Origin of the sequence: Pseudomonas sp. SED1 (assembly GCF_034044025.1) — a bacterium.
Lineage (GTDB): Bacteria > Pseudomonadota > Gammaproteobacteria > Pseudomonadales > Pseudomonadaceae > Aquipseudomonas.
Genome location: NZ_JAXCIS010000151.1, coordinates 32,203 through 48,362, shown reverse-complemented (window position 1 = coordinate 48,362; position 16,160 = coordinate 32,203). Strand labels below are relative to the sequence as shown.

Below are 16,160 nucleotides of genomic sequence, written 5' to 3'. Positions count from 1 at the left end.
TCTAGACCAACGTAGGGGGGTGGCCTTTAAGGCCAGTAGCGCTAAACTCGGGATGGCTGTCTTTCTGTCCACCCTGGCTGGAATATAAAAATGAAAAATAATAATAGCCTGCTACGCCATCTACCCTGGCTGCTGCTGGCAATCGTAGGAGCGTGCGCCCTGGGCGTAGTGGCCTTGCGCCGCGGCGAGGCGATCAACGCCTTGTGGATTGTGGTCGCAGCAGTGGCCATTTATCTGGTTGCTTACCGTTACTACAGTCTGTTCATCGCTAACCATGTGATGCAGCTCGATCCACTGCGGGCTACCCCCGCCGTGGTCAACAACGACGGTCTGGACTACGTGCCGACCAACAAACATATCCTTTTCGGTCACCACTTCGCGGCAATCGCCGGCGCCGGGCCTTTGGTCGGCCCGGTACTGGCAGCGCAGATGGGCTACCTGCCCGGCACCTTGTGGCTGATAGCCGGTGTGGTGCTGGCGGGCGCGGTGCAGGATTTCATGATCCTGTTCCTCTCCACCCGTCGCAACGGCCGTTCCCTGGGGGACATGGTCCGCGAAGAAATGGGCCGCATTCCCGGGACCATCGCGCTGTTTGGCTGCTTCCTGATCATGATCATCATCCTCGCGGTGCTGGCGCTGATCGTGGTCAAGGCCCTGGCCGAAAGCCCGTGGGGCATCTTCACGGTGATGGCGACCATCCCGATCGCGATGTTCATGGGCATCTACATGCGCTACATCCGCCCGGGCCGTATCGGCGAAATCTCGATTGTCGGCGTGCTGTTGCTGCTGGGCTCGATCTGGCTGGGCGGGCAGATTGCCGCTGACCCGGTGTGGGCCAAGGCGTTCAGCTTCACCGGGATCCAGATCACCTGGATGCTGGTGGGTTATGGCTTTGTCGCCGCCGTGTTGCCGGTGTGGCTGATCCTCGCGCCACGTGACTACCTGTCTACTTTCCTGAAAATCGGCACCATCATCGCCCTGGCGATTGGCATCCTGGTGACCATGCCCGACCTGAAAATGCCGGCGCTGACCCAGTTCATCGATGGCACCGGCCCGGTGTGGAAGGGCGGTCTGTTCCCGTTCCTGTTCATCACCATTGCCTGTGGCGCGGTCTCGGGTTTCCACGCACTGATCTCCTCGGGCACCACGCCCAAGTTGCTGGCCAATGAAGGGCACGCCCGTTACATCGGTTACGGCGGCATGTTGATGGAGTCGTTCGTGGCCATCATGGCGATGGTTGCCGCTTCTGTGATCGAGCCTGGCGTGTACTTCGCCATGAACAGCCCGGCCGCCATTGTCGGTGCTGACGTGGTGACCGTTGCGCAAACTGTCAGCAGCTGGGGTTTTGCGATTACCCCGGAAGCGTTGCAGGCGGTGGCGCATGACATCGGTGAAACCACCATCCTGGCCCGTGCCGGTGGTGCGCCGACCCTGGCGGTCGGTATCGCGCAGATCTTGCACAGCGTCCTGCCGGGTGAAAACACCATGGCGTTCTGGTACCACTTTGCGATCCTGTTCGAAGCGCTGTTCATCCTGACCGCAGTCGACGCCGGTACCCGTGCCGGTCGCTTCATGCTTCAGGATTTGCTCGGCTCCTTCGTGCCGGCGCTCAAGCGTACCGAGTCCTGGACCGCCAACCTGATCGCTACCGCAGGTTGTGTGGCGATGTGGGGTTACCTGCTGTACCAAGGCGTGATCGACCCACTGGGCGGCATCAATACCTTGTGGCCGCTGTTCGGTATCTCCAACCAGATGCTGGCCGGTATCGCGCTGATGCTCGCTACCGTTGTGCTGATCAAAATGAAACGCCAGCGCTACATCTGGGTGACCATGCTGCCGGCTGTCTGGCTGCTGATCTGCACCGTGACCGCCGGCTTCATCAAGCTGTTCGACGCCAACCCGGCGATCGGCTTCCTGTCCCTGGCCAAGAAATACAGCGACGCCCTGGCCGGCGGCCAGATCCTCGCACCGGCCAAGAGCATCGACCAGATGCAACACGTGATCTGGAACGCCTACACCAACGCAACGCTGACGGCGCTGTTCCTGTTCGTGGTCTTCAGCATCCTGTTCTATGCGCTCAAAGTCGGCATTGCCGCCTGGGGCAAAAAGGAACGTACGGATAAAGAAGCGCCATACCAGGCCATCCCGGACGCTGGATAGAGGATTGCAATCATGTTCAATGACATCAGTCGCCTCGGTAAATACCTCGGTCAGGCCGCGCGCCTGATGGTCGGCATGCCCGACTACGACACTTACGTCGAGCATATGCAAACCAAGCACCCCGACAAGCCGATGATGGACTACAAGGCGTTCTTCCGGGAACGCCAGGAAGCCCGTTACGGCGGCAAGGGTGGGCCCAAGTGCTGTTGAGTCGTTAGGTCCCTTGTAGGAGCGAGCTTGCTCGCGAAAAACGTCAAGACACCGCGTTCTTCCTGAATGCACGCGGTGTCCTTGGGTTCTTCGCGAGCAAGCTCGCTCCTACAATTGTTTTTGCGTTCCTATTTCAAGGAGAATTCTTTGTCCTCTCCCATCCCCGTTACCATCCTCAGCGGCTTTCTCGGCGCGGGTAAAACCACGCTGCTGCGCCACCTGCTCAAGGCCGAGCACGGCTTGAAAATCGCCGTGATCGAAAACGAATTCAGCGACGCCGGTATCGACACCCAACTGCTGGGCAGCGAGCCGGTGCAAGTCATGACCCTGTCCAATGGCTGCGTGTGCTGCACCATCCACACCGACCTGACCAAGGCCCTGTACCTGCTGCTGGAACGCCTGGACAGCGGCGAAATCGCCTTCGACCGCCTGGTGATCGAGTGCACCGGCCTGGCCGATCCTGCCCCGGTGGCCCAGACCTTTTTCATCGATGAAGAACTGCGCGAGCGCTACATCCTCGACGGCATCATCACCCTAGTGGACGCGGCCCACGCCGAGCACCACCTGACCCAGACCATCGCCCAGGCGCAGATCGGTTTTGCCGACCGCCTGCTGGTGAGCAAGCGCGACCTGGTGGACGACGCCACCTTCGACGCCCTCAGCGAGCGCCTGACCCGCATCAACCGCCGCGCACCGATTCGCGTGGTGGAGCACGGCAAGATCGACCTCGCCGAACTGCTGGATGTGCGTGGATTCAACCTCAACGCTGGCATGACCTTGCGCCCGGTAAGCCAGGCGCCGTCCATCGACCGTATCTCCAGCCTGGTGCTGCGCACCGACCAGCCGCTGGATATCGACAAACTCAGCGAGTTCATGAACGAGCTGCTGGAAGACCACGGCAAGCAATTGCTGCGTTACAAAGGCGTGCTGAACATTGCCGGGGAAGACCGGCGGATGGTGTTTCAGGGCGTGCTGAAGCTCTACGGTTTCGATTGGGACACCGAATGGGCCGAAGGCGAGACGCGGGAAAGTGTGATTGTGTTTATTGCCGACGAGTTGCCGGAAGAAAAGATTCGCGAGGGTTTCCAGCGCATCTATCAGGCATAAAAAAGCCCACATGTAGGAGCGAGCTTGCTCGCGAAGAACTTATAGGCACCGCGTGCATCCAGGATGCACGCGTTATCGTTGACGTTCTTCGCGAGCAAGCTCGCTCCTACAGCGGGCTTTTTGCTATTAAGCGCCGTATACCGGCAGCTTCTTGCAGATGGCCTTGACCTTCTCACGAACAGCATCAATCACTGCTTCGTTGTTCAGGTCAGCCAGGATGTCGCAGATCCAGCCAGCCAGTTCCTTGCACTCTGCTTCCTTGAAGCCACGAGTGGTCACAGCCGGGGTGCCGAAGCGCAGGCCGGAGGTGACGAACGGCGAACGTGGGTCGTTCGGTACCGAGTTCTTGTTCACGGTGATGAAGGCTTTGCCCAGAGCGGCGTCAGCGTCTTTACCGGAGATGTCTTGCTTGATCAGCGACAGCAGGAACAGGTGGTTTTCAGTACCGCCGGACACCACGTCAAAACCACGCTCGATGAACACGCCGGCCATGGCCTTGGCGTTTTTCACCACTTGCTGCTGGTAGGTCTTGAACTCAGGCTGCAGGGCTTCCTTGAAGCAGATCGCTTTAGCGGCGATCACGTGCTCCAGCGGGCCACCCTGGCCGCCTGGGAATACGGCGGAGTTCAGCTTCTTCTCGATCTCGGCGTTGGCGCGAGCCAGGATCAGGCCGCCACGTGGACCGCGCAGGGTCTTGTGGGTGGTGGTGGTCACCACGTCAGCGAATGGCACCGGGTTCGGGTAGACGCCAGCAGCGACCAAACCGGCCACGTGGGCCATGTCGACGAACAGGTAGGCGCCCACCTTGTCGGCGATTTCGCGAAAGCGTGGGAAATCCAGGATCTGCGAGTAGGCAGAGAAACCCGCCACGATCATTTTTGGCTTGTGCTCAACCGCCAGGCGCTCGACTTCGTCGTAGTCGATCAGGCCGTTGCCGTCGATGCCGTACTGAACGGCGTTGTACAGCTTGCCGGAGGAGGAAACGCTGGCGCCGTGGGTCAGGTGACCGCCGTGGGCCAGGCTCATGCCCAGGATGGTGTCGCCCGCTTGCAGCAGGGCCAGGTACACGGCGCTGTTGGCTTGGGAACCGGCGTGTGGCTGGACGTTGGCGTAATCGGCGCCGAACAGTTCCTTGGCGCGGTCGATGGCCAGCTGCTCAACGATGTCGACGTACTCGCAACCACCGTAGTAACGCTTGCCCGGGTAGCCTTCGGCGTACTTGTTGGTCAGAACCGAACCTTGAGCCTCCATAACCGCAGGGCTGGTGTAGTTTTCCGAAGCGATCAGCTCAATGTGCTCTTCCTGGCGCACGGCTTCTTGCTCCATGGCGGCAAAGAGATCGGCGTCGTACTTGGCAATGGTCAAATCACGGCTGAACATGGCGGTCCTCAAGGATCGGGGGCAGAAAAGAAGCGCATTCTAACCTAATGGGTTTTGGATGGCATATGAAAGGACATCATGTCGCGGACAAGCGGGATTCACTTAGGGATGAGCGGTGCCCTTGTGGCGAGGGGGCTTGTCCCCCGTTGGGCTGCGCAGCAGCCCCATTCAGGGCTCACGCGTTTCTTCAGGTAGATCGAGGTGCCAGGTTTTGGGGCCGCTTCGCAGCCCAACGGGGGACAAGCCCCCTCGCAACAAAAAGCGGCATCACACGCTCTCAGTCGAACATGAACAGCGCGTCATTACTGAACTGCGCCTCAAACCGGTTCGCCGGCATCGGCCGTCCGAACAGGTAGCCCTGCACCTCGTCACAACCGTGCTCCCGCAGGAAGTCCAGCTGCTCATGGGTTTCCACACCCTCGGCGATCACCGCCAGGTTCAGGCTGTGGGCCATGGCGATAATCGCCCGGGCGATCTGCGCGTCCTGCTCACCCGACGGCAGGCCGTCGACAAAGGTGCGGTCGATCTTCAGCACGTCGATGGGGAACTGCTTGAGGTAGTTCAGCGATGAATAACCGGTGCCGAAGTCATCTACCGCAATGCTCAGGCCGAGGTTTTTCAGGCTGGCGAGGATCTGCATCGCCTCGTTGACCTCGCGCATCAGGATACTTTCGGTCAGCTCCAGCTCGAGGCACGCCGGCGGCAGGCCGGTGTCCTTGAGGATGGTCGCGATGCGCTCGCCCAGTTGCCCGTCGGAGAACTGCCGGGCCGAGATGTTCACCGAGACCTTGGGCACCCGCACCTTGTTCTGGTGCCAGGTCTTGAGTTGGCGGCAGGCTGCGCTGATTACCCAGTCGCCCACGTCCACCACCAGCCCCAATTCCTCCAGCACCGGGATAAAGTCCCCCGGTGGCACCAGCCCGCGACGGGGATGGCGCCAGCGCAGCAGGGCTTCGGCGCCGGTCAGGCGTTTGCCGTCGCCGCTGAACTGCGGCTGGTAATACAGCACGAATTCGTTCTGTTCCAGGGCGTGGCGCAGGTCGCTTTCCAGCTCCAGACGCTCCAGGGCGCTGGCGTTCATGTCGGCCTGGTAGAACTGGAAGTTGTTCTTTCCGCGCTCCTTGGCGTGGTACATCGCCGTGTCGGCGTTCTTCATCAACTGGCTGAGTTCGTTGCCGTCCTGCGGGCTCAGGGCGATGCCGATACTGGCGGTCACAAAGAACTCGCGGCCCTCAAGCACAAACGGTTTCACCAGGCTGGCCAGAATCTGCTCGGCCACATTGATCGCCCGGTTCAACGCCATTTCGCGGCTGGCTCGCGGTTGCAGGAGCAAGGTGAACTCGTCGCCGCCCATGCGCGCCACGGTGTCGTCTTCGGCCACGCAGCCCAGCAAGCGGGTGGCCATTTCCTTGAGCATGCGATCGCCGGCGGCGTGGCCCAGGGAATCGTTGATCGGCTTGAAGCGGTCGAGGTCGAGGAACATCAGCACCACCCACGACTTCTGCCGTTCCGCCGACTGCAACGCGGTGTGCAGGCGGTCCTGGAACAGCGTGCGGTTGGGCAGGTGGGTCAGGGCGTCGTAGTAGGCCAGGCGGTGGATCCGCTGTTCGCTGGCCTTGCGCTCGCTGATGTCACTGAAGAAGCACACGTAGCTGGCCAGGTCGCCTTCGTCATCGAATACGGCGGTAATCCCGACCCAGGCCGGGTAATGCTCGCCGTTGCGGCGCTTGAGCCACACTTCGCCTTCCCAAGTGCTGTGCTGGTGCAATTGCTTGAGCACGTAGCGCAGGTGGGCTTCCTGCTGTTCGTCGACGGTGAGCATGTTCGGTAACTGGTCGAGCACGTCCGCCACCGCGTAGCCACTCACCCGGCTGAACGCCTCGTTGGCCTGCACGATATAGCCGGCAGGGTCGGTGATCAGGATCGCCGAAGTCGAGTGTTCAAATACCGTGGCCGCCATGCGCAGGTCTTTTTCCGCACGGCGTTGCTGGCTGATGTCGCGACCCACGCCGAGGATGCCTTCGAACGCACCGTGTTCGTCCCACACCAGCACCAGGCGCAGTTCGATCGGGATCTTGCGCCCGTCGGCCCGCAGGCAGTCGAACAGGAACAGCTGGGTCTGCACGTCGTTGCGCAACGCCGCGAGGGAGTCGGGTTGGTCCAGGGCGCGGCTGACTTGCTCCACCAGGGAGTAAATGCCGGTCAGTTGTTGCGGGTTGGCGATAGTCGATTGCCAGCCGTTTTCGAAGATCCAGTCCACGTCATAGCCCAGCACGCCGTTCACCGACGGGCTGACGTAGTTCAGGGCCAGCTTGCTGTCGGTGGAGAAGATCACGTCGCTGATGCTTTCAGCCAGCATGCGGTAGCGCTGTTCGCTGTCACGCAGGGATTCGCTGGCCTCGATCTGGTCGGTGATGTCCTTGGCCACGCCGATGATGCGCGTGACCTGGTCGGTCTTGTCCCGGGCCAGGGCCTGTTCGCGGATGTCGAAGCGCCGCCATTGGTTGTTGCGGTGGCGAAAGCGCAGCTGGCACTGCAGTTGGCTCAGGTAGCCGGCCTGGCGCTGTTGCAGGCGCAGGTCGTGGTAACGCTCGGCGTCTTCGGGGTGCAGCAGGATTTCCCAGAAATACTCGCCCATTTGCTGCAACTCGGGCTTGTTGTAGCCCAAGGTGTGGCCCAGGTGATGGTTGCTGAAAATCATCCGCTGGCTGATCACGTCCTGCACATACAGGTGATCGGGCACGGTGCGTACCACGTCCGACCAGAAACCCTCGCGCTCCACCAGCGACAGCTCGATCAGCTTGCGGCTGGTGATGTCGCTGATGCTCAGGATCACCGCCTTGAAGTCGTCCTGTTGTTCCGGCAGGCGCATCACCAGCCACAGGTATTGGTCGTTGCCTTCGACATCGCTGAGCTGGATTTCCAGTTCGAGCTGCTTCTGTTGGGTCAGTACCGCGTCGATCACCTGGTTGCCGATGGCGGTAGGGCTCGACGGGCAAGCGTCGATCAGGCGCTCCCAGGCTTGCTCGCAGGAAGCGACATTCAGCAGGCGCACCGCCACCTGATTGACCTCGGTGATGCGCAGTTCCTTGAGCAGTTGCTGGCGTTGTTCCGGGCTGTCTTGCAGCAATTGCTGAAGTCGCTCGCGGGTCTGCAATTGGGCTTTGTCGAAGAAGGCGCGCAGGCCGGACAGGTCCAATACACACAGCGCCACGCCGGTGCCTTCGAAAATATCCTGGTAGCGGCGGCGGCCTTCATGCACCTGGCGCTGGCGGCGGCGCATGTTCAGCAGCACGATCACCGGGATCAGCGAGAAGGCCAGGCCCAGCAGGCATTTGCCGATAAAGGCCGGCAGCAGTTGCTCCAGCACGGCGGCACGGTCGAACAGGCCGCGCAGTTGCCAGTCGCTTTTGCTCAGGGGCGTGACCAGTACACTTTTGTTCAATTCGTCCGGGGTCAACGCCGAGGCCCACTGGGCCGGCATGCCGCTGTCACGGCTGACTACGCGGTGGTTGAGGCGGTTTTCGATCACCCACATCGGACGCTGGCCCTGACCGTCCTGGCGTGTCAGGTTGGCCAGGAAGTTGGGCGCCAGGCGCAAGGCCCAGTACATCTTGGTGCCGCCACTGGGCTGATGCAGCAACAGGTAGATGACGGTGCCGTCGTTGTTGTTGCTCAAGTAATAGGACTGGGCGTGGCTGCGCTTGACCAGTTCTTCGAGCCAGGCGCTGTCCTGGCTGTCGCCGGCGCTGTCACTGATCATCGCGCCGCTGGGGGCGAGCAGGGCGACGCTGCGCAGCTCCGGCAGGGAGCGTTGCAGGGTGCGCATCAGGATTTGTTGCTGTTCATTGTCCCGAGGCGGCTCGACGATCGGCAGCAGGTTCAGCGCGATCTGCGCACTGAGGGCCATGTTCAGGCTGATTTGTTCGGCCAGGTCGGCGCTGTAGTCGATGGTGTACTGCTGCTGGTTTTTCTGGTTTTGCTGCAGTTGGTCCAGCAGTTGCCAGAACAATAAGGCGAGCAGCAACAAGACCAGCGTCGCCAATGCGCCCTTCAAGGTGCCGTGCAGGGGCGCTCCCGGCGCTATATGAGCGGCGCGCAGGGGAGTTGGCGGGGTGACGTTGGACAAACTGTGATCCTGCGGTTTGGCTGGACTGGCGCGCGACGTGCACTATAAGCCGGACGCCCGGAGGGCGGCTAGCATGCCTTGTGTTGTGGCAAAGTGCCAGCCCCGCTTGGCTGGACTGCCCATGCGCATTCAGGTAGCTTTGCCGGTTACGCGAGGGCGTTCCAGCCCCAGACAATCAGGCTTCTACCGCACGCAGGCATTGATCATGGTCAACGGCCCGCGCCGCGCATGGCCTGGCACGGGTTTCGCCCGCTTAATTCATCAGTCACTGACGCTAGGTTCACCATGGCTCAATACGTCTTCACCATGCATCGGCTGGGAAAAGTTGTTCCGCCGAAGCGGGAAATCCTGAAAAACATTTCTCTGTCCTTCTTCCCGGGCGCCAAGATCGGCGTGCTCGGCCTCAACGGTTCGGGTAAATCCACTCTGTTGAAAATCATGGCCGGCGTCGACACCGAGTTCGACGGCGAAGCCCGCCCGATGCCCGAACTGAACATCGGCTACCTGCCACAGGAACCTATCCTGGACCCGACCAAGACCGTGCGTGAAGTGGTCGAGGAAGCGGTCAGCGTGATCAAGAACGCCCAGGCCCGCCTGGACGAGGTCTATGCAGCCTACGCCGAAGAAGATGCTGACTTCGACAAACTGGCGGCAGAACAGGCCAAGCTCGAAGCCATCTTGCAAGCCAGTGACGGTCACAACCTGGACCGCCAGCTGGAAGTTGCCGCCGATGCGCTGCGCCTGCCGGCGTGGGACGCCAAGATTGAGCACCTGTCCGGTGGTGAAAAGCGTCGTGTGGCCCTGTGCCGCCTGCTGTTGTCGGCCCCCGACATGCTGCTGCTCGACGAACCCACCAACCACTTGGACGCCGATTCCGTCGCCTGGCTGGAGCGCTTCCTCCACGACTTCCCGGGCACCGTGGTTGCGATCACGCACGACCGGTACTTCCTGGACAACGTGGCCGGCTGGATTCTGGAACTCGACCGTGGCGCCGGTATCCCTTACGAGGGCAACTACTCCGGTTGGCTGGAAGCCAAGTCCGACCGTCTGGCGGCCGAATCCAAGCAGCAGTCGGCCCATGAAAAGGCCATGAAAGACGAGTTGGAATGGGTGCGTAAAGGCGCCAAGGCACGTCAATCGAAATCCAAGGCCCGTCTGGCGCGTTTCGAAGAAATGCAGTCCCAGGAATTCCAGAAGCGTTCCGAGACCAACGAAATCTACATCCCGGCCGGTCCGCGCCTGGGTGACAAGGTCATCGAGTTCAAGAACGTCTGCAAGGGCTACGGCGATCGCGTGTTGATCGACAACCTGTCGTTCTCCATGCCGAAAGGCGCCATCGTTGGCGTGATCGGCGGTAACGGTGCGGGTAAATCCACCCTGTTCCGCATGCTGATGGGCAAGGAACAACCGGACTCGGGCACCATCGAAGTCGGCGAAACCGTGCAACTGGCCTGTGTGGACCAGAGCCGCGACGACCTCGACGGCAGCAAGACGGTGTTCCAGCAGATTTCCGACGGTTCCGACCAGATCCGTATCGGTAACTATGAAATCCCGTCGCGCACCTATGTGGGCCGTTTCAACTTCAAGGGCGGCGACCAGCAAAAGTTCGTCAAGGACCTGTCCGGTGGTGAGCGCGGTCGCTTGCACCTGGCCCTGACCTTGAAAGAAGGCGGCAACGTCTTGCTGCTCGACGAACCGTCAAACGACCTCGACGTTGAAACCCTGCGTTCCCTGGAAGAAGCCCTGCTGGACTTCCCGGGCGCCGCCATTGTGATCTCTCACGATCGGTGGTTCCTTGACCGTGTGGCCACTCACATCCTGGCGTACGAAGACGATTCCCAAGCGGTGTTCTTCGAAGGCAACTACACCGAATACGAAGCCGATCGCAAGAAACGCCTCGGCGAAGCCGCTGCCCAGCCGCATCGTGTACGGCATAAAAAACTGGCCTGATTCGGGTTGGTGGTTTAAAAAAGCGGAGCCTTCGGGCTCCGCTTTTTTTTGCGTGTTTTTTTGTAAGACCGAGTTGGATTCATTCGCGAGCAAGTCGAATCGTCGCACCGCCGCTCCCACCTTGAAATGCATTCCAAATGTGGGAGCGGGCTTGCTCGCGAAGACGGTTTAACTATTGGTGCAAAACTCGACTTTAAATCCTCATTAAGGTGCAAAAACCGCCTGTATTTATATCTAATGCACCATTTAAATTCACAAAAGCGACATTTCGCCCTGTCGCGGTGCGACATGAATTGATAAAGTCCGGGACAAATCTCCTTTAACGACAATAAATTTGCCGAGACTTTTCATGATCGAATCCGTTGAATCCTTCCTTGCCCGCCTCAAGAAACGCGACCCCGACCAGCCGGAATTCCACCAGGCCGTGGAAGAAGTACTGCGCAGTTTGTGGCCGTTTCTTGAAGCCAATCCCCACTACCTGACCTCGGGCATCCTGGAACGCATCTGCGAGCCGGAGCGTGCGATTGTGTTCCGGGTGTCGTGGGAAGATGACCAGGGCAAAGTACGCGTCAACCGCGGGTTCCGGATCCAGATGAACAGCGCCATCGGCCCGTACAAGGGCGGCCTGCGCTTCCACCCATCGGTAAACCTGGGCGTGCTGAAATTCCTCGCCTTCGAACAGACCTTCAAGAATTCCCTGACCTCGCTGCCCATGGGCGGCGGCAAGGGCGGCTCCGACTTCGATCCCAAGGGCAAGAGCGACGCCGAGGTGATGCGCTTCTGCCAGGCGTTCATGAGCGAGCTGTATCGCCACATCGGCTCCGACGTGGATGTGCCCGCCGGTGATATCGGCGTGGGCGCCCGGGAGATCGGTTTCCTGTTTGGCCAGTACAAGCGCCTGAGCAACCAGTTCACCTCGGTACTGACCGGCAAGGGCATGAGCTACGGCGGCAGCCTGATCCGCCCGGAAGCCACCGGTTTTGGCTGCGTGTACTTCGCTGAAGAAATGCTCAAGCGCAATGGCGAGCATGTCGAAGGCAAGCGCGTGGCCATCTCCGGTTCCGGCAACGTCGCCCAATACGCGGCGCGCAAGGTCATGGACCTGGGCGGCAAGGTGATTTCCCTGTCCGACTCCGAAGGCACCCTCTACTGCGAAAGCGGTTTGACCGAAGAGCAGTGGTCGGCGTTGCTGGAGCTGAAAAACGTCCAGCGCGGGCGCATCAGCGAACTGGCTCCACGTTTCGGCCTCGAATTCCGCGCCGGCCAAGCACCGTGGGAGCTGGCCTGCGACATCGCACTGCCCTGCGCCACCCAGAACGAACTGGACGCCGACGCGGCGCGCACCCTGTTGCGCAATGGCTGCGCATGCGTGGCCGAAGGCGCCAACATGCCCACCACCCTGGAGGCTGTGGATATCTTTATCGACGCCGGCATCCTCTTCGCACCGGGCAAGGCCTCCAATGCCGGCGGCGTGGCGGTGAGCGGGCTGGAGATGTCGCAGAACGCCATGCGCCTGCTGTGGAGCGCTGGCGAAGTGGACAGCAAGCTGCACAACATCATGCAGTCGATCCACCATGCCTGCGTGCATTACGGCGAAGAAAACGGTCGGGTCAACTACGTGAAGGGCGCCAACATCGCCGGCTTCGTGAAAGTCGCGGACGCAATGCTGGCTCAAGGCATCGTCTAAGCCTCGGGCTCGATGCGCAGGATCTCGATCAACTGATCGCCGACGGGGCGCTTCCACAGCACCTCGTCACCCACCTGAGCACCCAGCAGCGCCCGGCCCAGGGGCGAACCCCAGTTGATCAGGCCTACCGTGGCGTCAGCCTGGTCTTCGCCCACCAGTTGAATCCGCTGCTCTTCGTCCTGTTCATTGGCAAACGTGACCCAACTGCCGATCTGCACCTTCTCGGTGGAGGTTGCTGGCGCCACCACCTGTGCGCTTTGCAGGCGCTGGTTGAAGTAACGCAAATCCCGCTCAAGGTCGGCCTGGCGCTGTTTATCGGCTTGCTCGCCCTTGACGGACTCTTCGCTGTGTTCGCTTTGCAGCTGCGCCACCTTGGCCTGCAACTGCGCAAGCCCGCGGGCAGTGAGGTGATTGGGTTGTTCGCTGACCTGGCGCTCCACCGGTTGGCTGGCCTGGGCAGCGGCGCTGTCTTCGTTGACGAAAGCTCGACTCATGGCGTTCTCCTGCTATGGAGTTTGGGCCATGGTCGCAGGGGTTAAGTTTCGCCGGATGTCTGAAAGCGACCTATTGCGAACGAAAGGCCCGGGCGGCATCGCGGTCTTTTTCCTGCTGCCAGGCGCGTTCGCGGTCGTCCCAATGACGGTTCTTGTAGTCGTTCAGATCTTCGTTTTCGCGCATGGCCTTGCACTGGCGGAAGCCATCTTCCCAGCCTTCGGCGTAGGTGCGGTCTTTCAGGTAGCGGGGGACATTCTTGCGAAATTCCCCAGTGATCACCCCGGCGGCTTGGCGGCCGCTGCTGCAACCGTCGTCGTAGCCGTCGGCGAAGGCGGGCGGGTAACCCTTGGCCAGCAAGTCTTCATGGGTTGATTGGCAACCTGAAAGGAGGGCCATCAGGCCCAGCACTGCTGCGTACCGCCACATCGCTTGCTCCCTGGCCGTTGAACGGCTGATAGGGGAAGTGTAGGAGTGGATTCGTTCGGGGTATGTGAAACGGATGTGAGAAATCTGTGTGACGCTGCTTCTTCGGGCGATCACGCATCCCCTGTGGCGAGGGAGCTTGCTCCCGTTGGGGCGCGAAGCGGCCCCTGTTCAGGGTATTGAGATATTCCAGAAAGGGTGAGGTGTCTGGTTTTGGGGCTGCTGCGCAGCCCAGCGGGAGCAAGCTCCCTCGCCACAAGGTTATTGTGTGGTTCAGTCTGGTGTCAGGGCGGCGTGCTCTGCGAGTTCTTGCTGGATGAACGCTGCAATCATCGCCCGATAGACTTGCTCTGTGACGTCCGGATTGGCGCCAGCGGTATCAGCGAGATCGCGAACCTTGGCAATCACCTGCTCAACCCGCTGCGGGGCTTTCACGCCGTCACTGTCTTTTTTGAAGCGCGCAGCCTGTGAGACAAAGCCGCCCCGTTCGGCCAGCAGCGTAACGATCTGGTGATCAAGGCGGTCGATGTTTTCCCGGACTTGCTCGAGGCTGGTGCAATTAACGGCCATGTTGGTTGAAGCTCCTTTTAGTGATCGTTCCCACGCTCTGCGTGGGCATGCCGCCCTGGACGCTCTGCGTCCGCTTTTAAAGGTCGTGACGCGGAGCGTCACAGGATGCATTCCCACGCGGAGCGTGGGAATGATCTACGGCTCAGGGATTAATAGTGATACCACTTCACTTCCAGCATCACTTCGTTCACCGGTGTCGCGAGGTGGCTGTATTCGCGCTGCGCACTCAATCTCAGCCCCAGGTTGCGCGACAGTTCCCACTGTTGATTCAGACTGATACTGCGCCGTACTTCGCCATTGGTGAAGAAATCACCCTTGGCTTCCAGGCTCAGGTTGCCCAGCGGGTTTCGCCACAGCACGCCGGTGTTGAAGCCGGCCGCCGGGGAGATGGCTTCGCCAAAGTCGCTGTTGTGTTCCACGCGCACGGTGCCAAGGGCGAAGCCGAGCATGTCGTCACGCAGTTGCCAAGTGCCGCCGGCGCCGCCATTGACGTGGCTGACCAACGTCTCGTCGTCATGCTTGCCCGGTACGCGTTCAAGGCCACCGGTCACTTGCCACGACCAGGGTTGCAGCAGTTCGTTGCGCGGGGTCAGTGAGCGAATGGTCGCCAAATCCAGTTGCTGCAACTGCCAGTGGTTGCCTTCGTACTGGCGCAGTTTCATTTGCAGGATTTCGATCTGCGCGCCCAAGGGGAAGCCTTCGGCGTTGTCATTCAGGTCGTGGTAGGCCATGCGCAGGCCGTATTCGCCGAAGGCCTTGTCGCCCCGGGTGCCGATGCCGGCTTGCCAGGTGCGGGATTCGTGGCCGTCTTCGGGCAGGCCGGGGCGTTCGATTTTCAGGTCTGGTGCCGGGTTCTGGTTGATCGCCCGCAGCAGTTCAAAGCTGCGTTGGGAGCGTTCGGTGTCACGCTCCAGGCCGTTGGCGCGGTAGCGGCCGAGGCGATAGGCGGCGTCGATTATCAGGGCCTGGCGGTCTTTGGCGATGGCCTTGAAGGTCGGCTCTTGCAGTTGTTTCTGGTCGTCGCTGATCTTCAGCACCCATTGCTGCTCGTCACTGTCCAGCGGTTTGGCGCGCTCCAGCAGTTCCCGTTCACGGGACGGGCGATAGTCGATTTTTTCTACCAGGCCGGCTTCTTTCACGGCTTTTACCGTGTCGGTAGGAATGGCGGTCAGCGGAAATTGCTCGGTCAGCCGCAGGCTTGGGCGGGCCACTTGCAGCAGTTCCAGCAGGCGATAGGAGCAGTTTTCGTCGAAGAAGAAGTAGTCGAACTGGATCTGCTTCAGCTCCCACACGTGCTCAACCATGCGCTCGGTCTCGACCTGGGTCAGGTTCAGGCGGTATTCCCACAGGTCGCGGTTCTCCAGGCTACGGTATTCCGAGAGCTTTTCCTGGTAGGGCACCAGTGCAAACAGGCCGGGATAACCGCCCATCAGGCCTTTCCAGGCGTAGAGGATGCTGTTGTCCGAGCCTTCGATATAGGCGCCAAAGTTGATCGCGTAGCTGAGCAGGGCGGTGTTGTTGCTCTGCACGTCAGCCTGGTCGATGCGCAGCAGGGTGTGGCCGAACATTGACGACGGGCTGTTGAGGTAAGCCGCCGGGAAGATCATCACCGCACTGTGGGGCGCAACGTCCTTGAACCATTGCTTGAATTCCTTGCAGTCCAGCGTTGGCAAGTCAGTCAGGTGCAACTGGTCCTTGAGCCAACGGGTACGTGCGGGATAAACGCATTGGACGTGTTTTTCGCCGAGGCTGGCCGGGGCATACAGTGCCTCCACCGTGGCCTTCAGCTCCTGGTCCGGATGGTGGGCGCCATCGGGGGCGAGGAAGAATTTCTTGTCGCTGACATAACTGCGCCAGCCTTCGAATTTGCCGGATTCGTAATGCCCCAGCGAGAGCCAGAACGGCTCGTTGGCCAACTGCTGCAAACGTTGATCATCAAGGTGCGGCGCCGCATACAGCGGGGCGCAGGCGAAGAGTGCCAGGTAGGCAAGGCGTTTGAGCATGTGGGCAACTTAAGTCGAGATAAAAAGACCCAAAGGGGAGGCAGGT

Annotated in this window: 11 protein-coding genes; 5 read left to right on the top strand and 6 right to left on the bottom strand. The window is 60.7% G+C overall.

The annotated features are described in order from the left end of the window. Positions 1 to 90 precede the first annotated feature (90 nt). The 3 genes from SNL23_RS19740 (at position 91) to yjiA (ending at position 3,477) form a co-directional block, all read left to right on the top strand. Positions 91 to 2,160 carry a carbon starvation CstA family protein gene (locus SNL23_RS19740; protein WP_318303185.1) on the top strand — a complete coding sequence of 690 codons (2,070 nt, stop codon included), beginning with the start codon at positions 91 to 93 and terminating at the stop codon, positions 2,158 to 2,160. 12 nt (positions 2,161 to 2,172) lie between these two features. Beyond that, the gene (locus SNL23_RS19735) at positions 2,173 to 2,370 is read left to right on the top strand and encodes a YbdD/YjiX family protein (protein ID WP_003176208.1); all 198 of its coding nucleotides are present in this window, start codon (positions 2,173 to 2,175) and stop codon (positions 2,368 to 2,370) included. A gap of 147 nt (positions 2,371 to 2,517) precedes the next feature. Next, the gene (gene yjiA, locus SNL23_RS19730; protein WP_076014029.1) at positions 2,518 to 3,477 is read left to right on the top strand and encodes a GTPase; all 960 of its coding nucleotides are present in this window, start codon (positions 2,518 to 2,520) and stop codon (positions 3,475 to 3,477) included. Positions 3,478 to 3,603: 126 nt separating this feature from the next. Here yjiA and glyA read toward each other — a convergent pair whose 3' ends face one another. Continuing rightward, positions 3,604 to 4,857, bottom strand: coding sequence for a serine hydroxymethyltransferase (gene glyA, locus SNL23_RS19725; protein ID WP_063027005.1), 1,254 nt, complete (start codon positions 4,855 to 4,857; stop codon positions 3,604 to 3,606). Between the two features lie 277 nt (positions 4,858 to 5,134). Beyond that, positions 5,135 to 8,986, bottom strand: a complete 3,852-nt coding sequence (locus SNL23_RS19720; RefSeq protein ID WP_318303183.1) for a bifunctional diguanylate cyclase/phosphodiesterase — start codon at positions 8,984 to 8,986, stop codon at positions 5,135 to 5,137. A 285-nt stretch (positions 8,987 to 9,271) separates the two neighbouring features. Between SNL23_RS19720 and ettA the strand changes: the two genes are divergently transcribed. Then, a complete protein-coding gene (gene ettA, locus SNL23_RS19715) occupies positions 9,272 to 10,936 on the top strand; it encodes an energy-dependent translational throttle protein EttA (protein ID WP_076014026.1) in 1,665 nt (554 codons plus the stop codon). Positions 10,937 to 11,285: 349 nt separating this feature from the next. After that, positions 11,286 to 12,623: an NADP-specific glutamate dehydrogenase gene (gdhA, locus tag SNL23_RS19710; RefSeq protein ID WP_318303181.1), complete on the top strand. Its 1,338-nt coding sequence runs from the start codon at positions 11,286 to 11,288 to the stop codon at positions 12,621 to 12,623. On the opposite strand, the gene SNL23_RS19705 is transcribed toward gdhA, so the two are convergent. The 4 genes from SNL23_RS19705 to SNL23_RS19690 all read right to left on the bottom strand — a co-directional run bounded on the left by SNL23_RS19705 (position 12,620) and on the right by SNL23_RS19690 (position 16,114). Continuing rightward, on the bottom strand, positions 12,620 to 13,117 hold the full coding sequence (locus SNL23_RS19705; protein ID WP_318303180.1) for a GreA/GreB family elongation factor: 498 nt from the start codon (positions 13,115 to 13,117) through the stop codon (positions 12,620 to 12,622). The two genes, gdhA and SNL23_RS19705, sit on opposite strands and share 4 nt — an antisense overlap. Before the next feature lie 70 nt (positions 13,118 to 13,187). After that, positions 13,188 to 13,544: a hypothetical protein gene (locus tag SNL23_RS19700; protein ID WP_318303179.1), complete on the bottom strand. Its 357-nt coding sequence runs from the start codon at positions 13,542 to 13,544 to the stop codon at positions 13,188 to 13,190. Positions 13,545 to 13,814: 270 nt separating this feature from the next. Continuing rightward, entirely contained in the window at positions 13,815 to 14,111 is a 297-nt protein-coding gene (locus SNL23_RS19695) for a chorismate mutase (protein ID WP_318303178.1), read from the bottom strand. A 149-nt stretch (positions 14,112 to 14,260) separates the two neighbouring features. Beyond that, a complete protein-coding gene (locus SNL23_RS19690) occupies positions 14,261 to 16,114 on the bottom strand; it encodes an Lnb N-terminal periplasmic domain-containing protein (protein ID WP_076014019.1) in 1,854 nt (617 codons plus the stop codon). Between the last annotated feature and the right edge of the window lie 46 nt (positions 16,115 to 16,160).